At 64.9% G+C, this 21,696-nt stretch carries 23 protein-coding genes; 8 read left to right on the top strand and 15 right to left on the bottom strand.

Features of this window, described 5'->3' with window-relative positions; all coding sequences use genetic code 11:
- Window positions 1-42 precede the first annotated feature (42 nt).
- Window positions 43-1,023: a methyltransferase domain-containing protein gene (locus NCR39_RS00880; RefSeq protein WP_250450157.1), complete on the bottom strand. Its 981-nt coding sequence runs from the start codon at window positions 1,021-1,023 to the stop codon at window positions 43-45.
- Between the two features lie 117 nt (window positions 1,024-1,140).
- Between NCR39_RS00880 and NCR39_RS00875 the strand changes: the two genes are divergently transcribed.
- Together NCR39_RS00875 and trmL are read left to right on the top strand one after the other, a co-directional pair.
- A complete protein-coding gene (locus NCR39_RS00875) occupies window positions 1,141-1,926 on the top strand; it encodes a phosphoribosyltransferase family protein (RefSeq protein WP_502800149.1) in 786 nt (261 codons plus the stop codon).
- Window positions 1,927-1,945: 19 nt separating this feature from the next.
- Complete coding sequence (trmL, locus tag NCR39_RS00870) at window positions 1,946-2,416, top strand: tRNA (uridine(34)/cytosine(34)/5-carboxymethylaminomethyluridine(34)-2'-O)-methyltransferase TrmL (protein WP_250450156.1); 471 nt, start codon at window positions 1,946-1,948, stop codon at window positions 2,414-2,416.
- Here the strand turns inward: trmL and NCR39_RS00865 are convergent.
- The 5 genes from NCR39_RS00865 to NCR39_RS00845 are packed head-to-tail and all read right to left on the bottom strand — an operon-like array spanning window position 2,389 to window position 5,204.
- The gene (locus NCR39_RS00865) at window positions 2,389-2,928 is read right to left on the bottom strand and encodes an O-acetyl-ADP-ribose deacetylase (RefSeq protein ID WP_250450155.1); all 540 of its coding nucleotides are present in this window, start codon (window positions 2,926-2,928) and stop codon (window positions 2,389-2,391) included. The genes trmL and NCR39_RS00865 overlap by 28 nt on opposite strands.
- 25 nt (window positions 2,929-2,953) lie before the next feature.
- Window positions 2,954-3,952 carry an NAD(P)H-dependent glycerol-3-phosphate dehydrogenase gene (locus NCR39_RS00860; protein WP_250450154.1) on the bottom strand — a complete coding sequence of 333 codons (999 nt, stop codon included), beginning with the start codon at window positions 3,950-3,952 and terminating at the stop codon, window positions 2,954-2,956.
- A gap of 41 nt (window positions 3,953-3,993) precedes the next feature.
- Complete coding sequence (gene secB / locus NCR39_RS00855; RefSeq protein WP_040053083.1) at window positions 3,994-4,464, bottom strand: protein-export chaperone SecB; 471 nt, start codon at window positions 4,462-4,464, stop codon at window positions 3,994-3,996.
- A 57-nt stretch (window positions 4,465-4,521) separates the two neighbouring features.
- Entirely contained in the window at window positions 4,522-4,782 is a 261-nt protein-coding gene (gene grxC, locus NCR39_RS00850) for a glutaredoxin 3 (protein ID WP_250450153.1), read from the bottom strand.
- A complete protein-coding gene (locus NCR39_RS00845; protein ID WP_250450151.1) occupies window positions 4,779-5,204 on the bottom strand; it encodes a rhodanese-like domain-containing protein in 426 nt (141 codons plus the stop codon). The genes grxC and NCR39_RS00845 overlap by 4 nt, the downstream gene beginning before the upstream one ends.
- Before the next feature lie 186 nt (window positions 5,205-5,390).
- Between NCR39_RS00845 and gpmA the strand changes: the two genes are divergently transcribed.
- The 3 genes from gpmA (at window position 5,391) to NCR39_RS00830 (ending at window position 8,840) form a co-directional block, all read left to right on the top strand.
- The gene (gene gpmA, locus NCR39_RS00840; protein WP_040053086.1) at window positions 5,391-6,137 is read left to right on the top strand and encodes a 2,3-diphosphoglycerate-dependent phosphoglycerate mutase; all 747 of its coding nucleotides are present in this window, start codon (window positions 5,391-5,393) and stop codon (window positions 6,135-6,137) included.
- Between the two features lie 225 nt (window positions 6,138-6,362).
- Complete coding sequence (locus tag NCR39_RS00835; protein WP_250450150.1) at window positions 6,363-7,946, top strand: S41 family peptidase; 1,584 nt, start codon at window positions 6,363-6,365, stop codon at window positions 7,944-7,946.
- Between the two features lie 135 nt (window positions 7,947-8,081).
- Window positions 8,082-8,840: a HesA/MoeB/ThiF family protein gene (locus tag NCR39_RS00830; RefSeq protein ID WP_250450148.1), complete on the top strand. Its 759-nt coding sequence runs from the start codon at window positions 8,082-8,084 to the stop codon at window positions 8,838-8,840.
- A 1-nt stretch (window position 8,841) separates the two neighbouring features.
- Here NCR39_RS00830 and ptsP read toward each other — a convergent pair whose 3' ends face one another.
- From ptsP to NCR39_RS00790, 7 genes are all read right to left on the bottom strand, one after another.
- Window positions 8,842-10,602 (bottom strand): phosphoenolpyruvate--protein phosphotransferase, encoded by a 1,761-nt coding sequence (ptsP, locus tag NCR39_RS00825; RefSeq protein ID WP_250450146.1) that lies wholly within the window; start codon window positions 10,600-10,602, stop codon window positions 8,842-8,844.
- 228 nt (window positions 10,603-10,830) lie between these two features.
- The gene (locus NCR39_RS00820; RefSeq protein ID WP_244814552.1) at window positions 10,831-11,100 is read right to left on the bottom strand and encodes an HPr family phosphocarrier protein; all 270 of its coding nucleotides are present in this window, start codon (window positions 11,098-11,100) and stop codon (window positions 10,831-10,833) included.
- Window positions 11,101-11,136: 36 nt separating this feature from the next.
- Window positions 11,137-11,625, bottom strand: a complete 489-nt coding sequence (locus NCR39_RS00815) for a PTS sugar transporter subunit IIA (RefSeq protein WP_250450144.1) — start codon at window positions 11,623-11,625, stop codon at window positions 11,137-11,139.
- 230 nt (window positions 11,626-11,855) lie between these two features.
- A complete protein-coding gene (gene gshB / locus NCR39_RS00810) occupies window positions 11,856-12,812 on the bottom strand; it encodes a glutathione synthase (RefSeq protein WP_250450143.1) in 957 nt (318 codons plus the stop codon).
- 65 nt (window positions 12,813-12,877) lie between these two features.
- Entirely contained in the window at window positions 12,878-14,167 is a 1,290-nt protein-coding gene (gene gshA, locus NCR39_RS00805) for a glutamate--cysteine ligase (protein WP_040053093.1), read from the bottom strand.
- Window positions 14,168-14,471: 304 nt separating this feature from the next.
- Window positions 14,472-15,950, bottom strand: a complete 1,479-nt coding sequence (locus tag NCR39_RS00800; RefSeq protein WP_284507067.1) for an ammonium transporter — start codon at window positions 15,948-15,950, stop codon at window positions 14,472-14,474.
- 30 nt (window positions 15,951-15,980) lie between these two features.
- Window positions 15,981-16,319, bottom strand: coding sequence for a P-II family nitrogen regulator (locus NCR39_RS00790; RefSeq protein ID WP_014190273.1), 339 nt, complete (start codon window positions 16,317-16,319; stop codon window positions 15,981-15,983).
- A gap of 397 nt (window positions 16,320-16,716) precedes the next feature.
- Here NCR39_RS00790 and NCR39_RS00785 point away from each other — a divergent pair, with 397 nt between their 5' ends.
- Window positions 16,717-16,980, top strand: coding sequence for an accessory factor UbiK family protein (locus NCR39_RS00785; protein ID WP_250450141.1), 264 nt, complete (start codon window positions 16,717-16,719; stop codon window positions 16,978-16,980).
- A gap of 96 nt (window positions 16,981-17,076) precedes the next feature.
- Window positions 17,077-18,615, top strand: coding sequence for a YifB family Mg chelatase-like AAA ATPase (locus NCR39_RS00780; RefSeq protein ID WP_250450140.1), 1,539 nt, complete (start codon window positions 17,077-17,079; stop codon window positions 18,613-18,615).
- Window positions 18,616-18,968: 353 nt separating this feature from the next.
- On the opposite strand, the gene NCR39_RS00775 is transcribed toward NCR39_RS00780, so the two are convergent.
- Complete coding sequence (locus NCR39_RS00775; RefSeq protein WP_502800148.1) at window positions 18,969-19,580, bottom strand: hypothetical protein; 612 nt, start codon at window positions 19,578-19,580, stop codon at window positions 18,969-18,971.
- Window positions 19,581-19,754: 174 nt separating this feature from the next.
- Here NCR39_RS00775 and NCR39_RS00770 point away from each other — a divergent pair, with 174 nt between their 5' ends.
- Window positions 19,755-20,294: a TlpA disulfide reductase family protein gene (locus NCR39_RS00770; RefSeq protein ID WP_250450139.1), complete on the top strand. Its 540-nt coding sequence runs from the start codon at window positions 19,755-19,757 to the stop codon at window positions 20,292-20,294.
- Between the two features lie 61 nt (window positions 20,295-20,355).
- Here NCR39_RS00770 and NCR39_RS00765 read toward each other — a convergent pair whose 3' ends face one another.
- A complete protein-coding gene (locus NCR39_RS00765) occupies window positions 20,356-21,696 on the bottom strand; it encodes a sigma-54-dependent transcriptional regulator (RefSeq protein ID WP_040053098.1) in 1,341 nt (446 codons plus the stop codon).

The following is a 21,696-nucleotide window of genomic DNA, read 5'->3' as shown; positions in this document are numbered from 1 at the left end:
CGATGCCATTCACCGACTTGCCACCAATTCACCGGCGACTTGCTACCGGTTCCTTTTCGGCCCCCGTCCTATGTCTTCCAGCCGCACGATGCCGTGCCCTTCGGCCGTCGTTCGCGGCACGGCTTTCCACGCGTGGCCGTAGATGACTTCGAAGGTCAGCGGGATGGTGCCGTCGTCGCGTCGCAACGCCTCCAGCGCCGCGTGAACCGCGCCGCGCAAGGCTTGCGCGCCGCCATCGGTCCGTTCCGTCCCGGCGCGCTCGAACGGATACGCGCCCCAGCGCGCGACATCCGCAAGCAGCGATTCCGGCGAACGGTAGGTAATGGTCAGCACTTCCTGATCCATCACCGGGATCTCGAATCCGCTTTCGACGAGCATGTCGCCCAGATCGTGCATGTCGACGAAATCGATGGTGTGCGGCATCGGCGCGAGGCCGAGCGTGCGTTCCGCTTCGCGATAGGCGGCGGCGAGTTCGCGCAGGGTATCGGGACCGAAGGTGCTGAACATCAGCAGGCCGTTCACCTTCAGCACGCGCTGCCATTCGGGCAGCACGACGTCCGGACGCGAATGCCAGTGCAGTGCGAGATTCGACCAGAGCAGTTCGAATGCGCCGCCCGCGAACGGCAGCGCCGCGAAATCGGCCTGCGCGAGCTGCGGGCCGCGCGCGCCGAACGCCTTGGCGAGCGTCGAGGGCAGAAAGCGGCGCCAGCCGGGGCTGCCTTCGCCTTCCGCTTCGGCTGCGCGGGCGCGGGCGAGCATCGCGGAGGAAATGTCGATGCCCAGCACCGACGCCTCCGGAAACCGCTCCCGCAAATGCCCCAGGTCCGAGCCCACGCCGCAGGCCGCATCGAGGACGCGAACCGGCGCGACCTTGATGTACTCCAGACGCTCGCGCATGCGATCCGCGATTTCGCGCGGCAGGAAGGCGACTTCGTCGAACGCGGCGGCGCGACGGTCGAAAATCTCGCGCAAACGGCGCGGATCATAGGCCGGTCGGCTAGTTTTGGAGGACGTGGGGGACATGACGATCTGTTCGCGAAGAGTGCGAAGTATACTCGGTCGTCTCGAAATAGGCCCATGCGACGGCGCCTTCGCGCCTTTCCGCGCGCCGCGCCGCCCGCTTTTTATGCTTGCTCCGTCATGAAACTCGTTCGCCATTTGCCGCCGTTTTCCGCGTTCGCGGCGGTGCGCGCACGCGCGTTGACGTCGATGGCGCGCAAGATGCTCGACGTCGCCTTGCCGAATCAGTGCGCGTTATGCGGCAATGTGTCGCAGCAACTTTTATGCGCCGGATGCGACGAGCAGTACTGGAACGAGCCGCGCTTCCGCTGCGCCACCTGCGCGATGCCGCTCGCGCCGTCCTACGCCGGACGCGGTCGCGAAGACGTGCGGCTGCACTGCGCGGCGTGTCTCGAAAACCCGCCCGCGTTCAACGACACCATCGCGATCGCCGACTATCGCGCGCCGCTCGACACGCTCGCCGTCGAACTCAAGTTTCGCGCGCGTCATGCGGCGGGCGCGGCGTTCGCGCGCCATCTGCACGCGCTATTCGAAGACAGCGGCCTGCCGACGCCCGATGTCATCGCGCCGGTGCCGTTGTCGCGCAAGCGGCTCGTCGCGCGCGGCTACAACCAGGCATGGGCGATCGCGCTTCCGCTCGCGCGGCGGTTGGGCGTGCGAGCCGATGCCGCGCTCGTCAGCCGCGCGATCCACACGGCGGCGCAATCGCGGCTCGATGCCGATACGCGCAGGCGCAATGTCGCGCGCGCGTTCGTCGTCGAGGGCGATGTGCGCGGCAAGCATGTCGGCGTCGTCGATGACGTGATGACGTCCGGCGCCACACTCGATGCCCTCGCCCGCACGCTCAAGCTCGCGGGCGCGCGGCGCGTCACCAATTTCGTCGCGCTGCGCACGCCGAAAGATTAACTTTTTAGCCAAGAAACTCATGTTTAACGTCGTACTCGTCGAACCCGAAATCCCGCCGAACACCGGCAACGTCATCCGCCTGTGCGCGAACACGGGCGCGCGCCTGCATCTGATCGAGCCGCTCGGCTTTCCGCTCGACGACGCGAAAATGCGCCGCGCCGGTCTCGATTACCACGAGTACGCCGAAATGAACGTCCACGCGAACTGGGATGCGTTCACCGCGAAGGAATCGCCGGACGCGGCGCGCATGTTCGCATTCACGACGCGCGGCTCGACGCCGTTCTTCGATCACGCGTTTCAGCCGGGCGACTGGTTCGTGTTCGGCGCCGAAACACGCGGACTCGCGCCCGACGTGCTGGACCGGTTCGCGACGCAACAGCGCGTGCGCCTCCCGATGCGGCCGGGCAATCGCAGTCTGAATCTCTCGAATACCGTGGCGATCGTGACGTTCGAAGCGTGGCGTCAGGCCGGATTCGAAGGCGGCGCCTGATCCGCGTAAGCCGCGAGTTCCGCGAGATAGCGCGCGAGCATCGCGTCCTGAAAACAGGCGAAGACGACGCGCTCGACGAATGGCGTGCGAGGCAGCGTTTCGTTGACCGTCGATACCGCGATTTTCACTGCTTCTTCGACCGGAAAGCGGTAGATGCCGCAACTGATCGCCGGGAACGCGATCGACTTGCAGCCGGCTTCGTGCGCCAGTTCGAGCGAACGCCGATAACAGCGCGCGAGCAATTCGGGCTCGTTGCGCTTGCCGCCGCTCCAGCGCGGCCCGACCGCGTGGATCACGTGTTTCGCCGGCAAATCGTGGCCGCCGGTGATCTTCGCGTCGCCGGTTTCGCAGCCGCCGAGCGTTTCGCATTCGCGCAAGAGCCCGCGCCCGGCCCGCCGATGAATCGCGCCGTCGACACCGCCGCCGCCCAGCAGCGACTTGTTCGCCGCGTTGACGATGGCATCGACTTCGAGCGTGGTGATATCCGCGACTACGGCTTCCAGCTTGACCATCGCGCACCTCCGAAGGAACGCTGCGCTACTCCGCTTTGGCGTCGCGGTTGAGCAGCGCCTGAACCGCATCGCGCGGCGCGACGTTCTCGAAGAGCACGCGACATACCGCATGCGTGATCGGCATTTCGATCCCGCGCGACTGCGCCAGCGCGAGCACCGCCCGCGCGCATCGCACGCCTTCGGCGACATGACCGAGCGCGGCGAGGATTTCGTCGAGCGTGCGGCCGCTCGCCAGCTGCATGCCGACGGTGCGGTTGCGGGAAAGATCGCCGGTGGCGGTGAGGATGAGATCGCCCAGGCCCGTGAGTCCGGTGAACGTCTCGGCGCGACCGCCGAGCGCCACGCCCAGCCGCGACATTTCCGCGAGTCCGCGCGTGATGAGCGCCGCGCGCGCGTTCAGTCCGAGGCCCAAGCCGTCCGAGATGCCGGTGGCGATGGCGAGCACGTTTTTCACCGCACCGCCCACTTCGACGCCGATCACGTCGTCGCCGGTATAGATGCGCATTGCGCCGTGATGGAACGCCGCGACCGTGCGCGCGCACAGTTGCGCCGACGCGCTCGCCACCGTCAGCGCGACCGGCAGGCCCTGCCCCACTTCACGCGCGAAGCTCGGCCCCGAGAGCGTGCCGTTGCTCGCGTGCTCGGGCAGTTCGGCGGCGACGACTTCGTTCGGCAGACACTGCGTGTCCGCCTCGAAGCCTTTGCAGAGCCAGACGATATGCGCCGGCACGACGCCCGCCTGACGCATCGCGCGGCAAAGCGCACGCAGCCCGGCGACGGGCGTGGCCACGACGCACAGCGCATCCGCTGCGGCGGCATGCGCGAGCGCCACGTTGAGGTCGGCTTCGAACGCGAGCGTCTCGGGCAGGCGGACGCCCGCGAGATAACGCGTGTTTTCGTGGCTTTGAGAAAGAGAATCGATGAGCGCGCGGTCGCGCGCCCAAAGCATCGTGTCGTGCCGTGTCGCGAGGTGGCCCGCTAGTGCGGTACCCCATGCGCCGGCGCCGAGAACGGCTACTTTCATGCTCGGCTCCGGTCGGCAGAGTCAGGACAGAGGGATGACGCTCAGTGCGTCGCGCCGTTCGCCGCGCCTTCCTGCGCGCCGCCCAGTTGCGCGAGGCGTTGCTCGTACAGCGCCTGGAAGTTGATTTCCGCGAGGTGGATCGGCGGGAAGCCGGCACGCGTGATCGCATCCGCGATGTTCGAGCGCAAGTACGGGAACAGGATGGTCGGGCATGCAATGCCGACGAGCGGATCGATCTGTTCGGCCGGAATGTTCCGGATATCGAAAATACCGGCCTGCTTCGCTTCGATCAGGAACGCGACCTTGTCGGCGACCTTCGCCGTGACCGTGCCCGTGACCAGCACTTCGAAGACGCTTTCCGCGAGACGGTCGGCCTTCACGTCGACTTCGACCTCAACCGACGGCATTTCCTGTTCGAGGAAGATGGCGGGCGAGTTCGGCTGCTCGAGCGACATATCCTTCAGGTAAATGCGCTGGATGTTGAAAAACGGCTGATTGTTCTCGTCGGACATAATAATTTCCTGGATGAATCGGTGGCCCGGCGCGTGTCCGGGCAGCGTGTGGTGATGTCAGGCCGACTCGAGCAGCGGCACGAGACCGCCCTTGCGGTCGAGCGCTGAAAGATCGTCGTAGCCGCCGACGTGCGTGTCGCCGATATAAACCTGCGGCACGGTGCGGCGTCCGGTGCGCTGCATCATTTCCTCGCGGCGGCCCGGTTCACGATCGATCAGCACCTTCTCGATGCTTTCGACCCCGCGGGACTTTAAAAGACGTTCGGCCATCTGGCAATACGGGCACACTTGGGTGCTGTACATGACGACTTTCTTCACTTGACCGCTCCTTGTTTTACGACCGGCATTCCTGCCTTCTGCCAGGCATCGACTCCGCCTTGCAAGACATGGACCTCAGCGTAGCCAGCGTCCGCAACGGTGCGGCTGGCGCGCTGCGATTGTTGTCCGGTCTGACACACGAGCACGACCGGATTGCTCTTATTCTTCGCGATCTGGCCGATCTTTGCTTGAAGCTCCGCCGCCTCGACATTGCGCGCCGACGGCAGATGGCCCTTCGCGAACTCCGCGGCGGGCCGGATATCGACGACGACGGCATTGCGCCGGTTGATCAGCGTGGTGGCCTCGGCTGCGGAAATTCCGCCGCGTCCGCGACGCGTGATGGCGGGCCACAAAAGCAGTGCGCCGGAGATGAGCGCAATGACGATGAGTGCGATATTCGTGTAATCAGTGAAAAACTTCACGTCTAGGGCCGCCGAAAGATAGAGAGAAAGGAAGAAAGGAAAATGAGGGCAATCGCGCCATTATAAAATAACCGTTTCCCGCGATGGCCTAGGCCATCCGGCCGATGGCGGCGCTCCACGCGCGATGGCAGTATCACGGAGTCCCGATCGGCACGCCCGCTTTCTCAACTGACCGACCTATCAAACATGTACAAGCTAGTGCTCATCCGCCACGGCGAATCGACGTGGAACAAGGAAAACCGGTTCACCGGCTGGGTCGACGTCGACCTCACCGAGCAGGGCAACCGCGAAGCGCGCCAGGCCGGCGTGCTGCTGCGCGAAGCCGGCTACACGTTCGACATCGCGTACACGTCGGTGCTGAAGCGCGCCATCCGCACGCTGTGGCACGTTCAGGACGAAATGGACCTGATGTATATCCCGGTCGTCCATTCGTGGCGTCTGAACGAGCGCCATTACGGCGCGCTCGCAGGGCTGAACAAGGCGGAAACCGCGAAAAAGTATGGCGACGATCAGGTCCTCGTCTGGCGCCGCAGCTACGACACGCCGCCGCCCGCGCTCGATCCTTCCGACGAACGCGCGTCGTACAACGACCCGCGCTACGCGAAGGTGCCGCGCGAACAGTTGCCGCTCACCGAATGCCTGAAAGACACGGTCGCGCGCGTGCTGCCGGTGTGGAACGAGTCGATCGCGCCGGCCATCAAGGCGGGCAAGCAGGTGCTGATCGCCGCGCACGGCAATTCCATGCGCGCGCTGGTGAAATATCTGGACGAGATTTCGGACGCGGACATCGTCGGGCTGAACATTCCGAACGGCGTGCCGCTCGTCTATGAACTCGACGAAAACCTGAAGCCGATCAAGCACTATTATCTCGGCGACGCGGACGCCATCGCGGCCGCGCAGGCAGCGGTCGCCAAGCAGGGCAAGGCGGGCTGAAGCCGTCTGCCGGATAGAAGCAATTGGTTCACGGGCGCCCGCTGCGGGCGCCCGTGGCGCTTTGGCGTCGGCGGCGAGCGAACCACCGCCTGGCGTTCGCCATAGAACGCCGTCGCCCGGCAATGCTTCGGGCATTTAAGTTGCGCTTAAGTCCTCTTTGGAGGGGAGCGGGTATACTGGCCCGTCACCCACGATGCTGCTCATTCGATTCCGAACGCACTCTCTATGCGAAAGAACCTGAAAAACTTCGGCCTGATCGCCGTAGGCGTTACCGCCGGCGCGCTCGCCACCTTGCAGATTTCCGCATCCGCTCAGCAAGCCGCATCGTCGCCGCTGCCGCTCGATCAATTGCGGCTCTTCGCCGAAGTCTTCGGGCAGATCAAGCACGAATACGTCGAACCCGTCGACGATAAAAAGCTCCTCACCGCCGCCATCAAGGGCATGGTGTCGAGCCTCGATCCGCACTCGTCCTATCTCGACAAGACCGATTACGAAGAGCTTCAGGAACAGACGAAGGGCCGCTTCGCCGGTCTGGGCATCGAAATCTCGTCGGAAGACGGGCTCATCAAGGTCATTTCGCCGATCGAAGACACGCCCGCGTTCCGCGCCGGCATCCGTCCGGGCGACCTCATCACGCGCATCAACGACAAACCGGTGCGCGGCATGACGCTCGACAAGGCCGTCAAGCAGATGCGCGGCGACCCGGGCACGAAGGTCACGCTGACCATCTTCCGCAAGAGCGACGACCGCACGTTCCCGCTCACCGTCACGCGCGCCGTCATCCGCGTGCAGTCGGTGAAGATGAAGGTGCCGGAGCCGGGCTACGGCTATATCCGCATCACGAGCTTCCAGGAACGCACGGTGCCGGATCTGGCGTCGAAGCTGCAGGACCTCGCGCGCCAGCAGCCGAACCTGAAGGGCCTCGTGCTCGACCTGCGCAACAACGGCGGCGGTCTGCTGCAAAGCGCGGTCGGCGTGGCGGGCGCGTTCCTGCCGGATAACGCCATCGTCGTGTCGACGAACGGCCAGATTGCGGACGCGAAGCAGACATTCCGCGATACCTACGACAACTATCGCCTGCCGTCCTTCGATCAGGATCCGCTGAAGAGCGTCCCCGATATCTTCAAGAAGGTGCCGATGGTCGTGCTGACCAACGCGTATTCGGCTTCGGCATCGGAAATCGTCGCGGGCGCGCTGCAGGATCATCACCGCGCGCTGATCGTCGGCAAGACCACGTTCGGCAAGGGCTCGGTGCAGACCGTTCGCCCGATGACCGCCGACACCGCGCTGCGCCTGACGACGGCGTATTACTACACGCCGAGCGGCAAGTCGATCCAGAACCAGGGCGTGCGCCCGGACGTGCCGGTCGATCAGTACGCGGACGGCGATCCCGACGACGCGCTCGTGACGCGCGAAGTGGATTACTCGAACCACCTCGCGAACACGCAGGATCCGAACGAGAAGAAGGAACAGGACCAGCGCGAGCAGGATCGTCTGGAGCAACTGCGTCTGCTCGAAGAGCAGAACGACAAGAAGACGCCCGAGCAGCGCCGCAAGGACCGCGAGCGCAAGCCCGTGGAGTTCGGCAGCAGCGACGACTTCATGCTGCAGCAGGCGCTGAACAAGCTGGAAGGCAAGCAGGTCGTCGAGTCGAAGTCGTTCGCCGAGCGCAAGCTCGCGCAGAACAAGCCGCCGCGTTCGGCGTCGGCGCCGGTCGTCGCGCAACCCGCGGTGCCCGCCGCGCCGGGCTCGTCGCCGGCTTCGGGCACGGTGCCGGCTTCGTCGCCGACCGCGCAGCAGACCAAGTAAGCCCGCAGCACGGCTTCGCGGCATCGCGCCGCGAAGCCGCATCCCCTCTTCGCGCGCTTAGAATGTCGTGTTCAAGCGCGCCGTCTTTCCGGCGTTCCCTTCGAAGCCACATCGGCGCATCCACGCGCAAGCTCGATGAACGACGACCAACTCCTTCGCTATTCCCGCCACATTCTCGTCGATGAAATCGGCATCGAAGCGCAGCAGCGCTTTCTGGATGCGCACGCGATCATCGTCGGCGCGGGCGGCCTGGGCGCGCCGGCGGCCATGTATCTCGCGGCGGCGGGCGTCGGAAAGCTCACGCTCGTCGATGCCGATACCGTCGATCTCACGAATCTCCAACGCCAGATCGTGCACGCGACGCGCTCGGTCGGGCAGGCGAAGGTCGAATCGGCGCGGCAGACGCTGAATGCGCTGAATCCGGACATCGAGATTGCGGCGATCAACGCGCGCGCCGACGCCGCCTGGCTCGACGCGAACGTGCCGCGCGCGACCGTCGTGCTCGATTGCAGCGACAACTTCGCGACGCGCCACGCGATCAACGCGGCGTGCGTCGCGCACGGCGTGCCGCTCGTCTCGGGCGCGGCGCTGCGCTTCGACGGCCAGATCAGCACGTTCGACTTCCGGTCGCCCGCATCGCCGTGCTATGCGTGTGTGTTTCCGCCGGATCAGGCGTTCGAGGAAGTCGCGTGTTCGACGATGGGCGTGTTCGCGCCGACCGTCGGCATCATCGGCGCGATGCAGGCGGCGGAAGCGCTGCGCGTGATCGGCGGATTCGGCGAGACGCTCGCGGGCCGACTCATGATGCTCGACTCGCTGCGCATGGAATGGAACACGATGAAGATCGCGCGGCAGCCGGATTGCCCGGTCTGCGGCGCGCGTCACGCACGGTAAATCAGGCCTTCTGCAGCCGGACGAGCGCCGCCTGCAAGTCGTTCGGCTCGTAGGCCGCGAGTACATCCGCAACGGGCTTTTCCAGCGCCTTCAGATTCGAGCGCAGAATTTCCTGCTTCACGACAAGCAATTGACTCGGATGCATCGAGAATTCGGTGAGTCCGAGGCCGAGCAGCAGACGCGTGACGGAAGGATCGCCCGCCATTTCACCGCACACCGAAACCGGCACGCCCGCGCGCTTGGCCTCGCGCAGCGTGAACGCGATGAGATGTAGCACCGCCGGATGCAGCGGATCGTAGAGATGCGCGACGGCATTGTCCGCGCGGTCGATCGCGAGCGTGTACTGAATCAGATCGTTCGTCCCGATGGACAGAAAATCCAGCCGGCTCAGGAACAATTGCACGGCGATGGCGGCCGCCGGAATCTCGATCATCGCGCCGATCTGCACCTGACGGTCGAACGCGATGCCGGCGTCATCCAACTGGCGCTTCGCCTCGCGGATGAGATCGAGCGTCTGATCGATTTCCTGCGCGTGCGCGAGCATCGGAATGAGAATCTTGGTCGGGCCGAACGCCGACGCACGCAAGATGGCGCGCAGTTGCGTCATGAACATTTGCGGCTCGGACAGGCTCCAGCGGATCGCGCGCAAGCCCAGCGCCGGATTCGGCGCGGTCTCATAGCCGTCGCCGCCGCCCATCGAATCGAGCGGCTTGTCCGCGCCCACGTCGATGGTGCGGATGGTCACCGGCTTGCCGTTCATCAGTTCGACCGCGCGCTTGTACGCCTCGAACTGCTCTTCCTCTTCCGGCAAGCGGTCCTTGTGATTCATGAAGAGAAACTCGGTGCGGAACAGGCCGACGCCCATCGCGCCGGCTTCGACGGCCACTTGCGCGTCGTCCGGCAACTCGATGTTCGCGCACAGTTCGATCTTCGTGCCGCACAGCGTCTGCGTCGGCGAGAACTTGAGGCGCTGCAGCTTGCGCTGTTCGAGCAGCTTCTCGCTCTGCCGATACGAATACTCTTCGAGGACGATCGGCGCGGGATCGACGATCACGATGCCATGATCGCCGTCCACGATGATGAGATCGTTCTGGCGAATCAGCACGCTCGCCTGCTGCACGCCGACCGACGCCGGAATGCCGAGGCTGCGCGCGACGATCGCCGTATGCGACGTCCGCCCGCCGAGATCGGTGACGAAGCCCTTGAACGCCTGCGTCTTGAACTGAAGCATGTCGGCGGGCGCGATGTCGTGCGCGACGACGATCATCTCGTTATGGCCGTTGCTCGCGGCCGTATGCACGACGAGCGACGCGGCCGTCGGCGCGCCCGCGAGCGCTTTCAGCAACCGCTCGACGACCTGCTCGACGTCGGCCTTGCGCTCGCGCAGGTATTCGTCCTCGATTTCGTCGAAATAGCTGCCGAGAATGTCGAGTTGCTCGGTCAGCGCCCACTCGACGTTGTAGCGGCGCGTGCGAATCAGGTCGATGGTTTCCTGCACGAGCATGGCGTCGTTCAGGATCATCGTGTGGACGTTGATGAAGGCGCTCATTTCGCTGGGCGCGTCGGCGGCGAGATCTTCGCGGAGCGCTTCGAGTTCGGCGGCGACCGCGGCCTGCGCCGTGCCGAAACGTTCGATTTCAGCGTCGATCTGATCCGGTTCGATCAGGTAATGCGCGACGTCGAGCGCGGCCGGCGCAATGAGATACGCTCGCCCGATGGCGATGCCTCGTGAGACGGGAATTCCATGCAGCGTGAAAGACACGCGCACCTCCTCTAGTTGTGATCTATCCGCGCTTCTCCCAGAAAACGCGGGGGCGTCTGGCCACGCAGGCCATTATAAGTTCTCAGTATTCCAAAGTCCCTGCACGGACTGCCGCGCGTGCGCCGTGCCGGTTACGGACCCTTTCCCCGATCACGCATCGCCCCTTAAGCAAGGCACAAAAAAGCCGCGTCGATGCGCGGCTCCTGGTGTTTCATGCGGATGGCGGATTTACTGCCCTTCCCCGAATTTATCGGCGATGAGGGCGAGAATGGCTTGCATGGCTTCGGCTTCGTCGCTGCCTTCGGTTTCGATCGTCACCGTGCTGCCGATGCCCGCCGCCAGCATCATCACGCCCATGATGCTTTTCGCGTTGATCCGGCGGCCATTGCGGCTCATCCAGATTTCGCACTGAAAACTTCCCGCGAGTTGCGTGAGCTTGGCCGACGCCCGCGCATGGAGCCCCAGCTTGTTCACGATCGTTGTTTCTTGTTGCAGCATGATGCTCCGGAACGCTAGTGGATGAATGAAGCGGCGTCAGTGACTGGCGGCTTTCACGGCGGCCAGATCGGCGCTCGCGGAGCAGGCCGGATCGGGCGAGCCGGCCGCTTTCGTCGCGAGTGCGCAAGGATTGAGCGGCGTGGAGGCATCCAGTTCCTGAATGCCCTTCGAGCCGCCTTGCAGAATTTTTTCGGAGAGCGTGTCGAGCGGCGTCGCGCGGTAACAGACGGCGCGCACGAGCATCGGCAGGTTCACGCCCGCCAGAATGCGCACGTCGGCGTCGGCGAGGCTCGCGGCGATATTCGCGGGCGTCGCGCCGAACACGTCCGTCAGCACGATCGCGCCGTTGTCTTCCTTCAGACGATCGATTTCGGAGCGCGCAAACGCGCGGACTTCGACGGGATCGCAGTCGGGCATCACGTCGATGACGCCGATGCGCGCGGGCAAGCCGCCGTAAATATGCGCGACGCACTCGCGGAGCGCGGTAGCGAGCGGTGCGTGCGCGATGATCAGAATGCCAGCCATGTCAGGATTGCTGCCTCTGTAGACGAAACGTCAGAGATCGCTCGAAAGCGCGCGAGCGTCGCGTGGTGCAAGTCGTATGTGCGTCCGGGCGGTCGGGAAATCAACTCCCTGTTTCTTCTGCTGAAATTGATCCAGCCCCAGATGCAAGCCGCCGGGAAGTTGATTGTAACAGTGCCGGCGACGCACGTTTTGCACCGCGCCAAACGCTTCGTCCGGCGGCAGCGGCGAGGTCAGCCTGCGGCGCGCTCCAGTGCGTCGATGAACATGCCGGCTACGTCGAAGCCCGTCTGATCCATGATCTCGCGGAAGCACGTGGGACTCGTGACGTTGACTTCGGTGAGATAGTCGCCGATGGCGTCCAGTCCGACGAGCAGCAGCCCGCGCGCCTTGAGCACCGGCCCGAGCGTCTCCGCGATTTCGCGATCGCGCGCGCTCAGCGGCTGCGCACGGCCGAGGCCGCCCGCCGCGAGATTGCCGCGCACTTCGCCGCCTTGCGGAATGCGCGCGAGCGAATACGGCACCGGCTCGCCGCCGATCAAGAGGATGCGCTTGTCGCCTTCCGAAATCTGCGGGATGAACTTCTGCGCCATCACCATGCGCGCGCCGTCCTCGCTCAGCATCTCGATGATCGAGCCGAGGTTCATGCCATCCGCCTTCACGCGGAACACGCCCATGCCGCCCATGCCGTCGAGCGGCTTCAGAATGACATCGCCATGTTCGGCGTGGAAAGCGCGCAGACGGGCGGGATCGCGCGTGACGAGCGTCGGCGCGACATACTGCGGCCATTCCGCGATCGCCAGCTTCTCGGAGTGATCGCGGATGGCCTGCGGCTTGTTGAACACGCGCGCGCCGCCGCGCTCGGCCATTTCCAGCAGCCACGTCGCGTTGACGTATTCGAGATCGAACGGCGGATCCTTGCGCATCAGCACGGCGTCGAATTGCGCGAGCGAGCGGCTCTCCTGCTCTGCCGCCTCGAACCACGGCCAGCGGGCGCTGTCCGCTTCATCGCCGACGATCGTAATGCGGCGCACGTTCGCCTCGACCGCGCCGCCCGTCCACGCGAGATGCTGCGGCTCGCAGGCATAGAGCGCGTGACCGCGGCGCGCGGCTTCGACCATCATCGCGTAGGTCGTGTCCTTGTAGATCTTGAAGCGATCGAGCGGGTCGGCGATAAAGAGGATGTCCATGTGTTTTCGCGTGGGTAGAGACGTAGTCCGCGGCGCTGCACCGCGGATGGCTCGGCATTATGCGCTCAGACCTGGATCGCTTCAGGGTCCGTCTTTTCCAGTTCCACCGATGCCGCGAGCAACCCCAGCCGCGCCACCACGCCGTACATGTAGAAGCGGTTCGGCGGCGCCGCGCCGGGCTTCGCGTGCGTGTCGGGCAGCGCGGTGTGCTCGAAGCCGAGCGGCACGAAGTGCATGCCCGGCGCGTTGAGGTTCTGATCGCGTTCGCGCGAGTCGTGCACGCGATAGAAACCGCCGACCACGTAGCGGTCGATCATATAAACGACCGGCTCCGCGACCGCGTTCTCCACGCGCTCGAACGTGTGCACGCCTTCCTGCACGATCACGTCGTGGACTTGCAGCCCTTCCTTGGCGTCGTTCATCTTGACGCGCTCGCGCTTGGTGAGCGCGGCGACTTCGCTCGCGTCGTGAACGGTCATCACGCCCTTGCCGTAGGTGCCGGCATCGGCCTTGATGACGACGTACGGCTTCTCGCTGATCCCGTACTCGCGATACTTCTTCGCGATCTTCTTGATGACGCCGTCGATGGCGTCGGCCAGCGCTTCTTCGCCCGTGCGCGCTTCGTAATCCACGCCTTCCACGTGCGCGAAGTACGGATTCACCATCCACGGATCGATCTCGACCATCTTCGCGAACTTCTTCGCGACGTCGTCGTAGCAGGAAAAGTGCGTCGACTTGCGGCGCACCGCCCAGCCCGCGTGCAGCGGCGGCAGCAGATATTGCTCGTGCAGATTTTCGAGCACCGGCGGAATGCCCGCCGAGAGGTCGTTGTTGAGCAGGATCGAGCAGGGATCGAAATTCTTCAGGCCGAGACGGCGCGGCGTGCGTTCGAGCGGTTCCAGCACGACCTTCTGCCCGTCGGCGAGCGGAATGGTCACGGGACCGTGGATGTTTTCATCGAGCGTGCCGAAGCGGACGTTGAGGCCCGCTTGCCGCATGATGGCCGCGAGCCGCGCGACGTTCTCCAGATAGAACGCGTTGCGCGTGTGCCGCTCGGGAATCACGAGCAGATTCTTGGCATCGGGGCAGATCTTTTCGATCGACGCCATCGCCGCCTGCACGGCCAGCGGCAGGACTTCCTGCGGCAGGTTGTTGAAGCCGCCCGGGAACAGATTCGTATCGACGGGCGCGAGCTTGAAACCCGCGTTACGCAGATCGACGGAACAGTAAAACGGCGGCGTGTGCTCTTGCCATTCGAGACGGAACCACCGCTCGATGGCAGGCGTGGCTTCCAGGATTTTCCGCTCGAGATCGAGCAGAGGACCATTCAACGCCGTAACTAAATGCGGAACCATTGATTTCTCGCGAACAGCTTTGCATGGGACCGGCCTTGCGCGTCAAGCGCCGGCAGCGGCCAAGAGGGACGAAAGATTGTAGAGCAATTGTTTTGCCTAATTGGGGATGGGCCGCCAATTACCAAGGTTTCCCGCCGCCCGGCCATCAATCCGGATTTGCCCGCCGCTGGACGAAAATTCGGCAGATCGCGCGGGCAAAAAAAACCCGCCATCGAAGGCGGGCCAAGTCGCTGCGCTCGTTGTGTCTGCCGCGCGGGTGCGGGCCGAAGCCCGCGCGCCCGTCGCGGCGAATGCTTTGAACGCCTTATTCGACGTGTTCGCCATGCAGCGTGACGTCGAGACCTTCGCGTTCCTGTTCTTCGGTGACGCGCAGGCCCATGACCATGTCGATCACCTTCAGCAGGATGAAGCTGACGACGCCCGAGTAGACCAGCGTGACGAGCACGCCCTTCGCCTGGACGAGCAGGCTGCCGTCGAATCCGCCGATGTCCTTCACCGCGAACACGCCCGTCAGCAATGCGCCGATGATCCCGCCGACGCCGTGCACGCCGAACGCGTCGAGCGAGTCGTCGTAGTTGAACTTGTGCTTGAGCCACGTTGCCGACCAGAAGCAGACCACGCCCGCGACGATGCCGATCACGATCGCGCCCGTCACGCCGACGAAGCCCGAAGCCGGCGTCACCGCCACCAGACCCGCGACCGCGCCCGAGATGATGCCGAGCACCGACGGCTTGCCCTTCGTGATCCACTCCGCGAACATCCAGCCGAATGCGGCGAACGCGGTGGCGATCTGCGTGGTGAGCATCGCGAAGCCGGCACGGCCGTCAGCCGCGACCGCCGAACCCGCGTTGAAGCCGAACCAGCCCACCCACAGCATCGATGCGCCGATCAGCGAGAGCACGAGGTTGTGCGGCGCCATCACTTCGCGGCCATAGCCGACGCGCTTGCCGAGGACGATACAGCACATCAGGCCCGCGATACCCGCGTTGATGTGCACGACGGTGCCGCCCGCGAAGTCGAGCACGCCCGCCGTCGCCAGCCAGCCGGTCGGTTCCCAGACCATGTGCGCGATCGGCGAATAGACGATCAGCGACCACAGCGCCATGAAGACGAGCATCGCGGAGAACTTCATGCGATCGGCGAACGCGCCGGTGATGAGCGCCGGCGTGATGATCGCGAACGTCAGCTGGAACGCGAAATACACGGACTCCGGAATGGTGGACGCGAGGTGACTGACGGACAGCGTCGTCGCCTTGTCGCCCTTGATGTAGGCGAGGCCGTGCAGGAACACGCGCGAGAAGCCGCCGATGAACGAACCGCCCGGCGTGAACGCGATGCTGTAGCCGACCACCGTCCAGAGAATCGTCACGAGACAGCAGATCGCGAAGCTCTGCATCGCGGTGGCGAGCACGTTCTTCTTGCGGACCATGCCGGCGTAGAAGAGCGCGAGGCCGGGAATCGTCATGAACAGCACGAGTGCGACGGAGGTCAGCATCCACGCGGTGTCGCCGGAGCTGATCTTCGATGAATCCACCATGAACGGCTCGGTCGGCGCGGCAGGCGCAGCGTCCGAAGCGCCGGATGCAGCCGCGGCCGCCGATGCGGCTTCCGCCGACGAAGCCATCGCCGTATTGGCGCTGGCCGGTGCGCTCGCCGTCGAGGCGGCGTCGGTCGCGGGTGCCGAGGCGGCGGCCGGAGCGGACGCGTCCTGGGCGAGAGCGGTGCCGACATTCGCGCCGGCAAGCGCGGTCGCCACCAACAATGACATCAAGAAGTTGCGCATTCTTTTGGTTCCTCTTATCGCCGATTTTTCTTAGAGCGCGTCCGCGCCGGTCTCGCCGGTACGGATGCGAATGACCTGTTCGATCGCGGTCACGAAGATCTTCCCGTCACCGATCTTGCCCGTGCGCGCGGCACGCTCGACGGCTTCGATCGCCTGATCCACGATGTCGTCCGACACGGCCGCCTCGATCTTCACCTTGGGCAGGAAGTCGACGACGTATTCCGCGCCGCGATACAACTCCGTGTGCCCCTTCTGACGGCCGAAGCCTTTCACCTCGGTCACGGTGATGCCCGAGACGCCGATGGCCGACAGCGCTTCGCGCGCTTCGTCGAGCTTGAACGGCTTGATGATTGCGGTAATGAGCTTCATGTATCCCTCGCTGTGGTTTGCTGATCCTTCCGCGTGCCGTTCGGTGAAAAAGCGTGCAGAAAAGGTCGCGCCACTTATGCAACTCGTATGCCAATCCAATAACCACGCGGCTTTACGCGATTTCACGAAAGATCGCTGCGAATCCTCTGCCGAATGGCTAACGCGGCGTCCGCGCGCTGGCGGCGGGGCAGGTTCGTTGCTAGAGTGGTCGGAAGGTCCCGTAAAAAGGGCGGGGACGGCGAGCGAGGCGTGGCGGCGGCGCTAAAATCGCGTCGCCTTTGGAACTGCCCCGCTGTGTTTCCGAGCGTTGCGTCCTCGCACCAACTTCGAACATGGAATCTTTCGGGGCACTGACCTAACAATGAATGCACAATATTTGTGCACAAGGGAGAAATCCATGAAACAGCCCAACGACGTTTTTAACGACCTGCAGCAGAAGATGAGCGAGCTGTTCAGGAATTCGCCCGCGAAGGACGTCGAACGAAACATGAAGGCGATGCTCTCGCAGGGCTTCTCCAGGCTCGATCTCGTCACGCGCGAAGAATTCGATACGCAGACGCAAGTGCTCGTGCGCACGCGTGCGCGTCTGGAAGAACTAGAAAAGCGCGTCGCGCAACTGGAGCAGCGGCTCGCGAGCAACGGCACGACGGCGCAGGACTAACGCGCCCGCGCTTTTTCTGGTACCCGGCCGGCGAGCCGTGAAGTCCTAGTCTTATTGCCGGCGCGGTTTCTCTTCCGCGCCGTTTCAGGTGAAATCATGTCGCTTGCCGTGGTACGCAGCCGCGCGCCCGCGCCTGGGCGCGCGCCGGAAGTCGTCGTAGAAGTCCATCTTGCCAACGGGTTGCCGTCGTTTTCCATCGTCGGCCTTCCCGATCTCGAAGTCCGCGAAAGCCGCGAACGCGTGCGCGCCGCGCTTCAGAACTGCGGCTTCGACTTTCCTGTCAGCCGCATCACCGTCAATCTCGCGCCCGCCGATCTTCCGAAGGAATCGGGGCGCTTCGACTTGCCCATCGCGCTCGGCATTCTGGCGGCGAGCGGGCAGATCCCGGCTGAATCGCTGGAACATCGGGAGTTCGCGGGCGAGTTGTCGCTGACGGGCGCGCTTCGGCCCATGCGCGGCGCCTTCGCGATGGTCTGCGGCGCGGCGCGCCAGTACGCCACGTCCGACGCGCGCGTCCCCGACATCTACATTCCGCTTGCGAGCGCTGCGGAAGCCGCGCTGGTGCCGGGCATCGACGTGTACGGCGCCGACGACCTTCGCGCGTTGTGCGCCCATCTCAACGGCGTGCCCGATGCGCGCCTCAGGCCGGTGCACGCCGCCACGCTTTCGGACGACCGCGCCGCGCCGTCGCCCGATCTCGCGGATGTCATCGGCCATCCGGGCGCGCGGCGGGCGCTCGAAGTCGCGGCGGCGGGCGGGCATCACCTGCTGATGGTCGGGCCGCCCGGCGCGGGAAAGTCGATGCTCGCGGCGCGCTTGCCCGGCCTTCTTCCGCCGATGAACGACGACGAAGCCCTGACCTCCGCCGCCATTCTCTCGGCGAGTTCGATCGGCTTCGCGCCCAGCCAATGGCGGCAGCGGCCGTTCCGCGCGCCGCATCATTCGTCGAGTTCGGTCGCGCTCGTCGGCGGACGCAACCCGCCGCAGCCTGGAGAAATCACGCTGGCGCATCTGGGCGTGCTGTTCCTCGACGAGCTTCCCGAATTCGACCGCAAAGTGCTCGAAACGCTGCGCGAGCCGCTGGAGGCGGGCCGCATCACCATTTCGCGCGCCGCGCAGCAAGCCGACTTTCCCGCCGCGTGCCAACTCGTCGCCGCGATGAACCCCTGTCCATGCGGCTGGCGCGGCGATCCCGGCGGGCGATGCCGATGTTCGCCCGAAATCGCCGCCCGTTACCTACGCAAGCTGTCCGGTCCGCTGATGGACCGCATCGACATTCAGATCGAGCTGCCCGCGCTCTCGCCGGCGGAATTGTCGGCGCGAGCGGCGAAGCGCGGCGAATCGAGCGCGACGGTCGCCGCGCGCGTGGCGGCGGCGCGCGACGTGCAGTTGCGTCGACAAGGCAAGACCAATCGGGAACTCGATGGCCGCGAAGCCGACGACGTCTGCCGTCCCGACGCGACCGGAGAAGCGCTGCTGCGCTCAGCCGGCGAGCGCTTCGGCTGGTCGGCGCGAGCCTACTACCGCGTGCTCAAGGTCGTGCGGACCATCGCCGATCTCGCCGGAGCCGACACGCCGACCGCCGCGCATGTCGCGGAAGCGGTGCAGTATCGCCGCGCCTTGTCGATTGCCTGATTCGCGTGGCGGAAAAAATGCTTGTCAAGACTTGACTTATACACACCGAGGCGATCCGCAGGGGCTTTTCGCCCGATCAAACGCCCCCGTCGCACCGATTTCGCAGACCATTGATTTTATTGAACTAATTAACTTGCCGAGAGATAAGGCAAAGTAAGCGGAACCGCGCGATTCGGGCATTTGATGCCTACCGCACACTTTTTTCCACAAAGTTATCCACAGATCGTGTGGATAGAGGAAAAAGCGCTGATAAATCCGTGAATTAGACGCGGATGCTTCGAAGGAACCTTCACTGCGTAAACCTGCCGAAGGCGCCCGTTTAAGTCGGCGTTAACTTAATTCGAGCATTCCCTCTAAAACAGCTTGAAGGACGTGAAGAACTGATCGGCTTGGTCGGCCGGCGGCGTTTTGTCCGAGACGATGGCCACCTGATAGACATGCGCGCCGCGCGCGACGAAGCGCGCCTGGATGGTCCGCGCCTCGCGCTTCTCGCCGCTCTGCCCGGTGACGCGCATCTCGCTGCCGAGCACGCGGCCACCGGCGGCCAGATCAATCTGCGTCGCGCGGGCGTCCGGGTGAGCGTTCACGTTGCGCGCCAGACCCGATTCGAGATAGTCGAGCGCCGCGCGCTGCAACGCCGGATCGGCGCTCGGCAGGACGACCGTACCGACCGCGAACACGGCGTCGTTGGCTTCGGCGGTTTGCATGCGCATGGTCATCGGCTGGCCGGCAATCTGAATCTTCCGCTCCGCTGCGCGCGGCTTGGCGGGCAGCGTGACTTCGTAGCCGTCGTCATTGTTCTGGATGGTCCGCCAGTCGTAGGCAGGCGTGCAGGCGATGAGCGCACCGCAAGCCACCGACGCGCACATCGCCGCGCGAATTGCCCCAGCCGGCGACGAAAAGCGCGCGCGGGGCGCGACAAAACGGCGCACCGTCGCGGAGACGAGGAATAAAACCGACTTCATAAGTGTTCGATGCCTGGAAAAGCATCATTATCGCGCCCCTGCGGCCGCCCTTCCCTGGCTGCCGGTATAGGCGGGCCGCTATGACGCTCCGCTGCGCGATTGGCGTAGAATACATGCCACATTTCTTTGCAGTTGCGCCCGTCGCGGCGCTCCAGTCTGCAACCCGAGGTTCCTATGTCCCAAACCACCGAAGCGACTTCCACGCGCGGCAAGAGCCCGCTGCGATACATCGTGACCGCGCTGATCGCCGGCGTGATCGCGTGCACCGGCTACTTCGCGTTCGGCGGCCAGCAGCGCGTGCCGGACGCCACGTTCACGCTGCTGTCGGGACAGAAGGTTTCGACATCGGGCGATCTCAAGGGCAAGGTCTATCTCGTCAATTTCTGGGCGACGAGTTGCGAGACCTGCATGAAGGAAATGCCCGACATGATCAACACGTACAACAAGTTCAAGGGACGCGGCCTGGAGTTCGTCGCCGTGGCGATGAACTACGACGCGCCGATGTACGTCGCCAATTACGCGCAGACGCGCAACCTGCCGTTCAAGGTCGCGATGGACGACGGCACCGCCGCGAAGCAGTTCGGCAACGTTCAGCTCACGCCGACCACGTTCGTCGTCGACAAGAACGGGAAGATTCTGAAGCGCTATGTCGGCGAGCCGACCTTCGCGGAACTCGACGCGCTGCTCGACAAGGCGCTCGGCTCGGCAGCCTGAGCGGGCAGCCTGAGCGCGCCCGCATGAGCAACAACGCCCGCTTCGGCGGGCGTTGTCGTTTCTAGCGCTCGGAATCGCCTTTCGCGGCGAGGCCGTATCGTTTGATCTTCTCGTAGAGCGTCGCCTTGCCGACTTGCAGCCGATCCGCCGCCACCGCCACCGCGCCGCCGCACTGCTCCAGCGTTTCGCCGATGACCGCGCGCTCGAACTGCTCGGTGCGCTCCTTGAGCGATTGCGTCGTCGTGTCGGCCGACGCGCCGATGTCGTCGATCACGCCGAGCACCATCCGGTCCGCCGCATTGCGCAACTCGCGCACGTTGCCGGGCCAGTCGCGCTGCATCAGCTCGGCGCGCTGACGGTCGGTGATGAGCGGCGCGGGCCGCTCGTAGCGCACGGCGGCATCGAGCAGAAAGTGTTCGAAAAGCGGCACGATGTCCTCGCGGCGCTCGTTCAGCGGCGGCAGCGTGATCGTCACCACGTTCAGCCGATACAGCAGGTCGCGCCGGAACGTGCCGTCGGCGACGTGCTCGTTCATGTCGCCCTTCGCGGCGGCCACCACGCGCAGGTTCGCGCGCACCGGCTGGTTCGAGCCGAGCCGCTCCAGCACGCCGTCCTGCAACACGCGCAGCAGCTTTACTTGCAGCGAAAGCGGCATGCTCTCGATTTCGTCGAGAAACAGCGTGCCGCCCGACGCGTGTTCCAGCTTGCCGATGCGCCGCTTCTGCGCGCCGGTGAACGCGCCCGCCTCGAAGCCGAACATCTCCGATTCGAACATCGGTTCCGGCAGCGCGCCGCAATTGACCGCGATGAACGGCTTGTCGCGACGCGGCGACATTTCGTGCAGGCTGCGCGCGATCAGTTCCTTGCCCGCGCCGGTATCGCCGTTGATGAGCACGGACGCGTCCGTCGGCGCGACGTTCGCGATCAGCCGGCGCACCTGCTCGATCGCCGGGCTGCGTCCGATGATGCGCGGCGCGACGCTGCTCTGCTCCGCGAGTTCTCGCCGCAGCGCCTGGTTTTCGAGCACGAGCTTGCGGCGCTCCAGCGCGCGCCGCACCGCTTCGACAAGCCGTTCGGAGGCGAAAGGCTTCTCGATGAAGTCGTACGCGCCGTCGCGCATTGCCTGGACGGCCATCGAAATATCGCCGTGACCGGTGACGAGCAGCACGGGCACGTCCGGCGCGCGCTCGCGGCATTGCGCGAGCAGGTCGAGGCCGCTCGCGCCCGGCAAGCGGATATCGCTGACGATCACGCCGGGAAAATTCGCGTCGATCGCGCGCGCGGCGGATTCCACGCTGCCGTGGCCGGTCACGTCGAAGCCCGCGAGTTGCAGGCTCTGCACACTCGCGCGGCGCACGAGTTCGTCGTCTTCGATGAAGATCACCTGCAAACCGGTGGTCAT

The organism is Caballeronia sp. ATUFL_M2_KS44, from assembly GCF_023630965.1.
Lineage (GTDB): Bacteria > Pseudomonadota > Gammaproteobacteria > Burkholderiales > Burkholderiaceae > Caballeronia > Caballeronia concitans.
The sequence above is the reverse complement of the archived record's forward strand: the minus strand, read 5'-3'. Positions and strand labels throughout refer to the sequence as shown.

What these genes read in the sequence shown, in the direction of transcription:
- trmL (WP_250450156.1), top strand. Translation starts at nt 1,946, where the DNA reads ATGTTTAACGTCGTACTCGTCGAACCCGAAATCCCGCCGAACACCGGC.
- NCR39_RS00880 (WP_250450157.1), bottom strand. Translation starts at nt 1,023, where the DNA reads ATGTCCCCCACGTCCTCCAAAACTAGCCGACCGGCCTATGATCCGCGC.
- NCR39_RS00830 (WP_250450148.1), top strand. Translation starts at nt 8,082, where the DNA reads ATGAACGACGACCAACTCCTTCGCTATTCCCGCCACATTCTCGTCGAT.
- NCR39_RS00860 (WP_250450154.1), bottom strand. Translation starts at nt 3,952, where the DNA reads ATGAAAGTAGCCGTTCTCGGCGCCGGCGCATGGGGTACCGCACTAGCG.
- NCR39_RS00780 (WP_250450140.1), top strand. Translation starts at nt 17,077, where the DNA reads ATGTCGCTTGCCGTGGTACGCAGCCGCGCGCCCGCGCCTGGGCGCGCG.
- secB (WP_040053083.1), bottom strand. Translation starts at nt 4,464, where the DNA reads ATGTCCGACGAGAACAATCAGCCGTTTTTCAACATCCAGCGCATTTAC.
- gpmA (WP_040053086.1), top strand. Translation starts at nt 5,391, where the DNA reads ATGTACAAGCTAGTGCTCATCCGCCACGGCGAATCGACGTGGAACAAG.
- NCR39_RS00775 (WP_502800148.1), bottom strand. Translation starts at nt 19,580, where the DNA reads ATGAAGTCGGTTTTATTCCTCGTCTCCGCGACGGTGCGCCGTTTTGTC.
- gshB (WP_250450143.1), bottom strand. Translation starts at nt 12,812, where the DNA reads ATGGACATCCTCTTTATCGCCGACCCGCTCGATCGCTTCAAGATCTAC.
- NCR39_RS00785 (WP_250450141.1), top strand. Translation starts at nt 16,717, where the DNA reads ATGAAACAGCCCAACGACGTTTTTAACGACCTGCAGCAGAAGATGAGC.
- NCR39_RS00790 (WP_014190273.1), bottom strand. Translation starts at nt 16,319, where the DNA reads ATGAAGCTCATTACCGCAATCATCAAGCCGTTCAAGCTCGACGAAGCG.
- NCR39_RS00875 (WP_502800149.1), top strand. Translation starts at nt 1,141, where the DNA reads ATGAAACTCGTTCGCCATTTGCCGCCGTTTTCCGCGTTCGCGGCGGTG.
- NCR39_RS00835 (WP_250450150.1), top strand. Translation starts at nt 6,363, where the DNA reads ATGCGAAAGAACCTGAAAAACTTCGGCCTGATCGCCGTAGGCGTTACC.
- NCR39_RS00800 (WP_284507067.1), bottom strand. Translation starts at nt 15,950, where the DNA reads ATGCGCAACTTCTTGATGTCATTGTTGGTGGCGACCGCGCTTGCCGGC.
- NCR39_RS00770 (WP_250450139.1), top strand. Translation starts at nt 19,755, where the DNA reads ATGTCCCAAACCACCGAAGCGACTTCCACGCGCGGCAAGAGCCCGCTG.
- NCR39_RS00820 (WP_244814552.1), bottom strand. Translation starts at nt 11,100, where the DNA reads ATGCTGCAACAAGAAACAACGATCGTGAACAAGCTGGGGCTCCATGCG.
- gshA (WP_040053093.1), bottom strand. Translation starts at nt 14,167, where the DNA reads ATGGTTCCGCATTTAGTTACGGCGTTGAATGGTCCTCTGCTCGATCTC.
- NCR39_RS00765 (WP_040053098.1), bottom strand. Translation starts at nt 21,696, where the DNA reads ATGACCACCGGTTTGCAGGTGATCTTCATCGAAGACGACGAACTCGTG.
- NCR39_RS00865 (WP_250450155.1), bottom strand. Translation starts at nt 2,928, where the DNA reads ATGGTCAAGCTGGAAGCCGTAGTCGCGGATATCACCACGCTCGAAGTC.
- NCR39_RS00815 (WP_250450144.1), bottom strand. Translation starts at nt 11,625, where the DNA reads ATGGCTGGCATTCTGATCATCGCGCACGCACCGCTCGCTACCGCGCTC.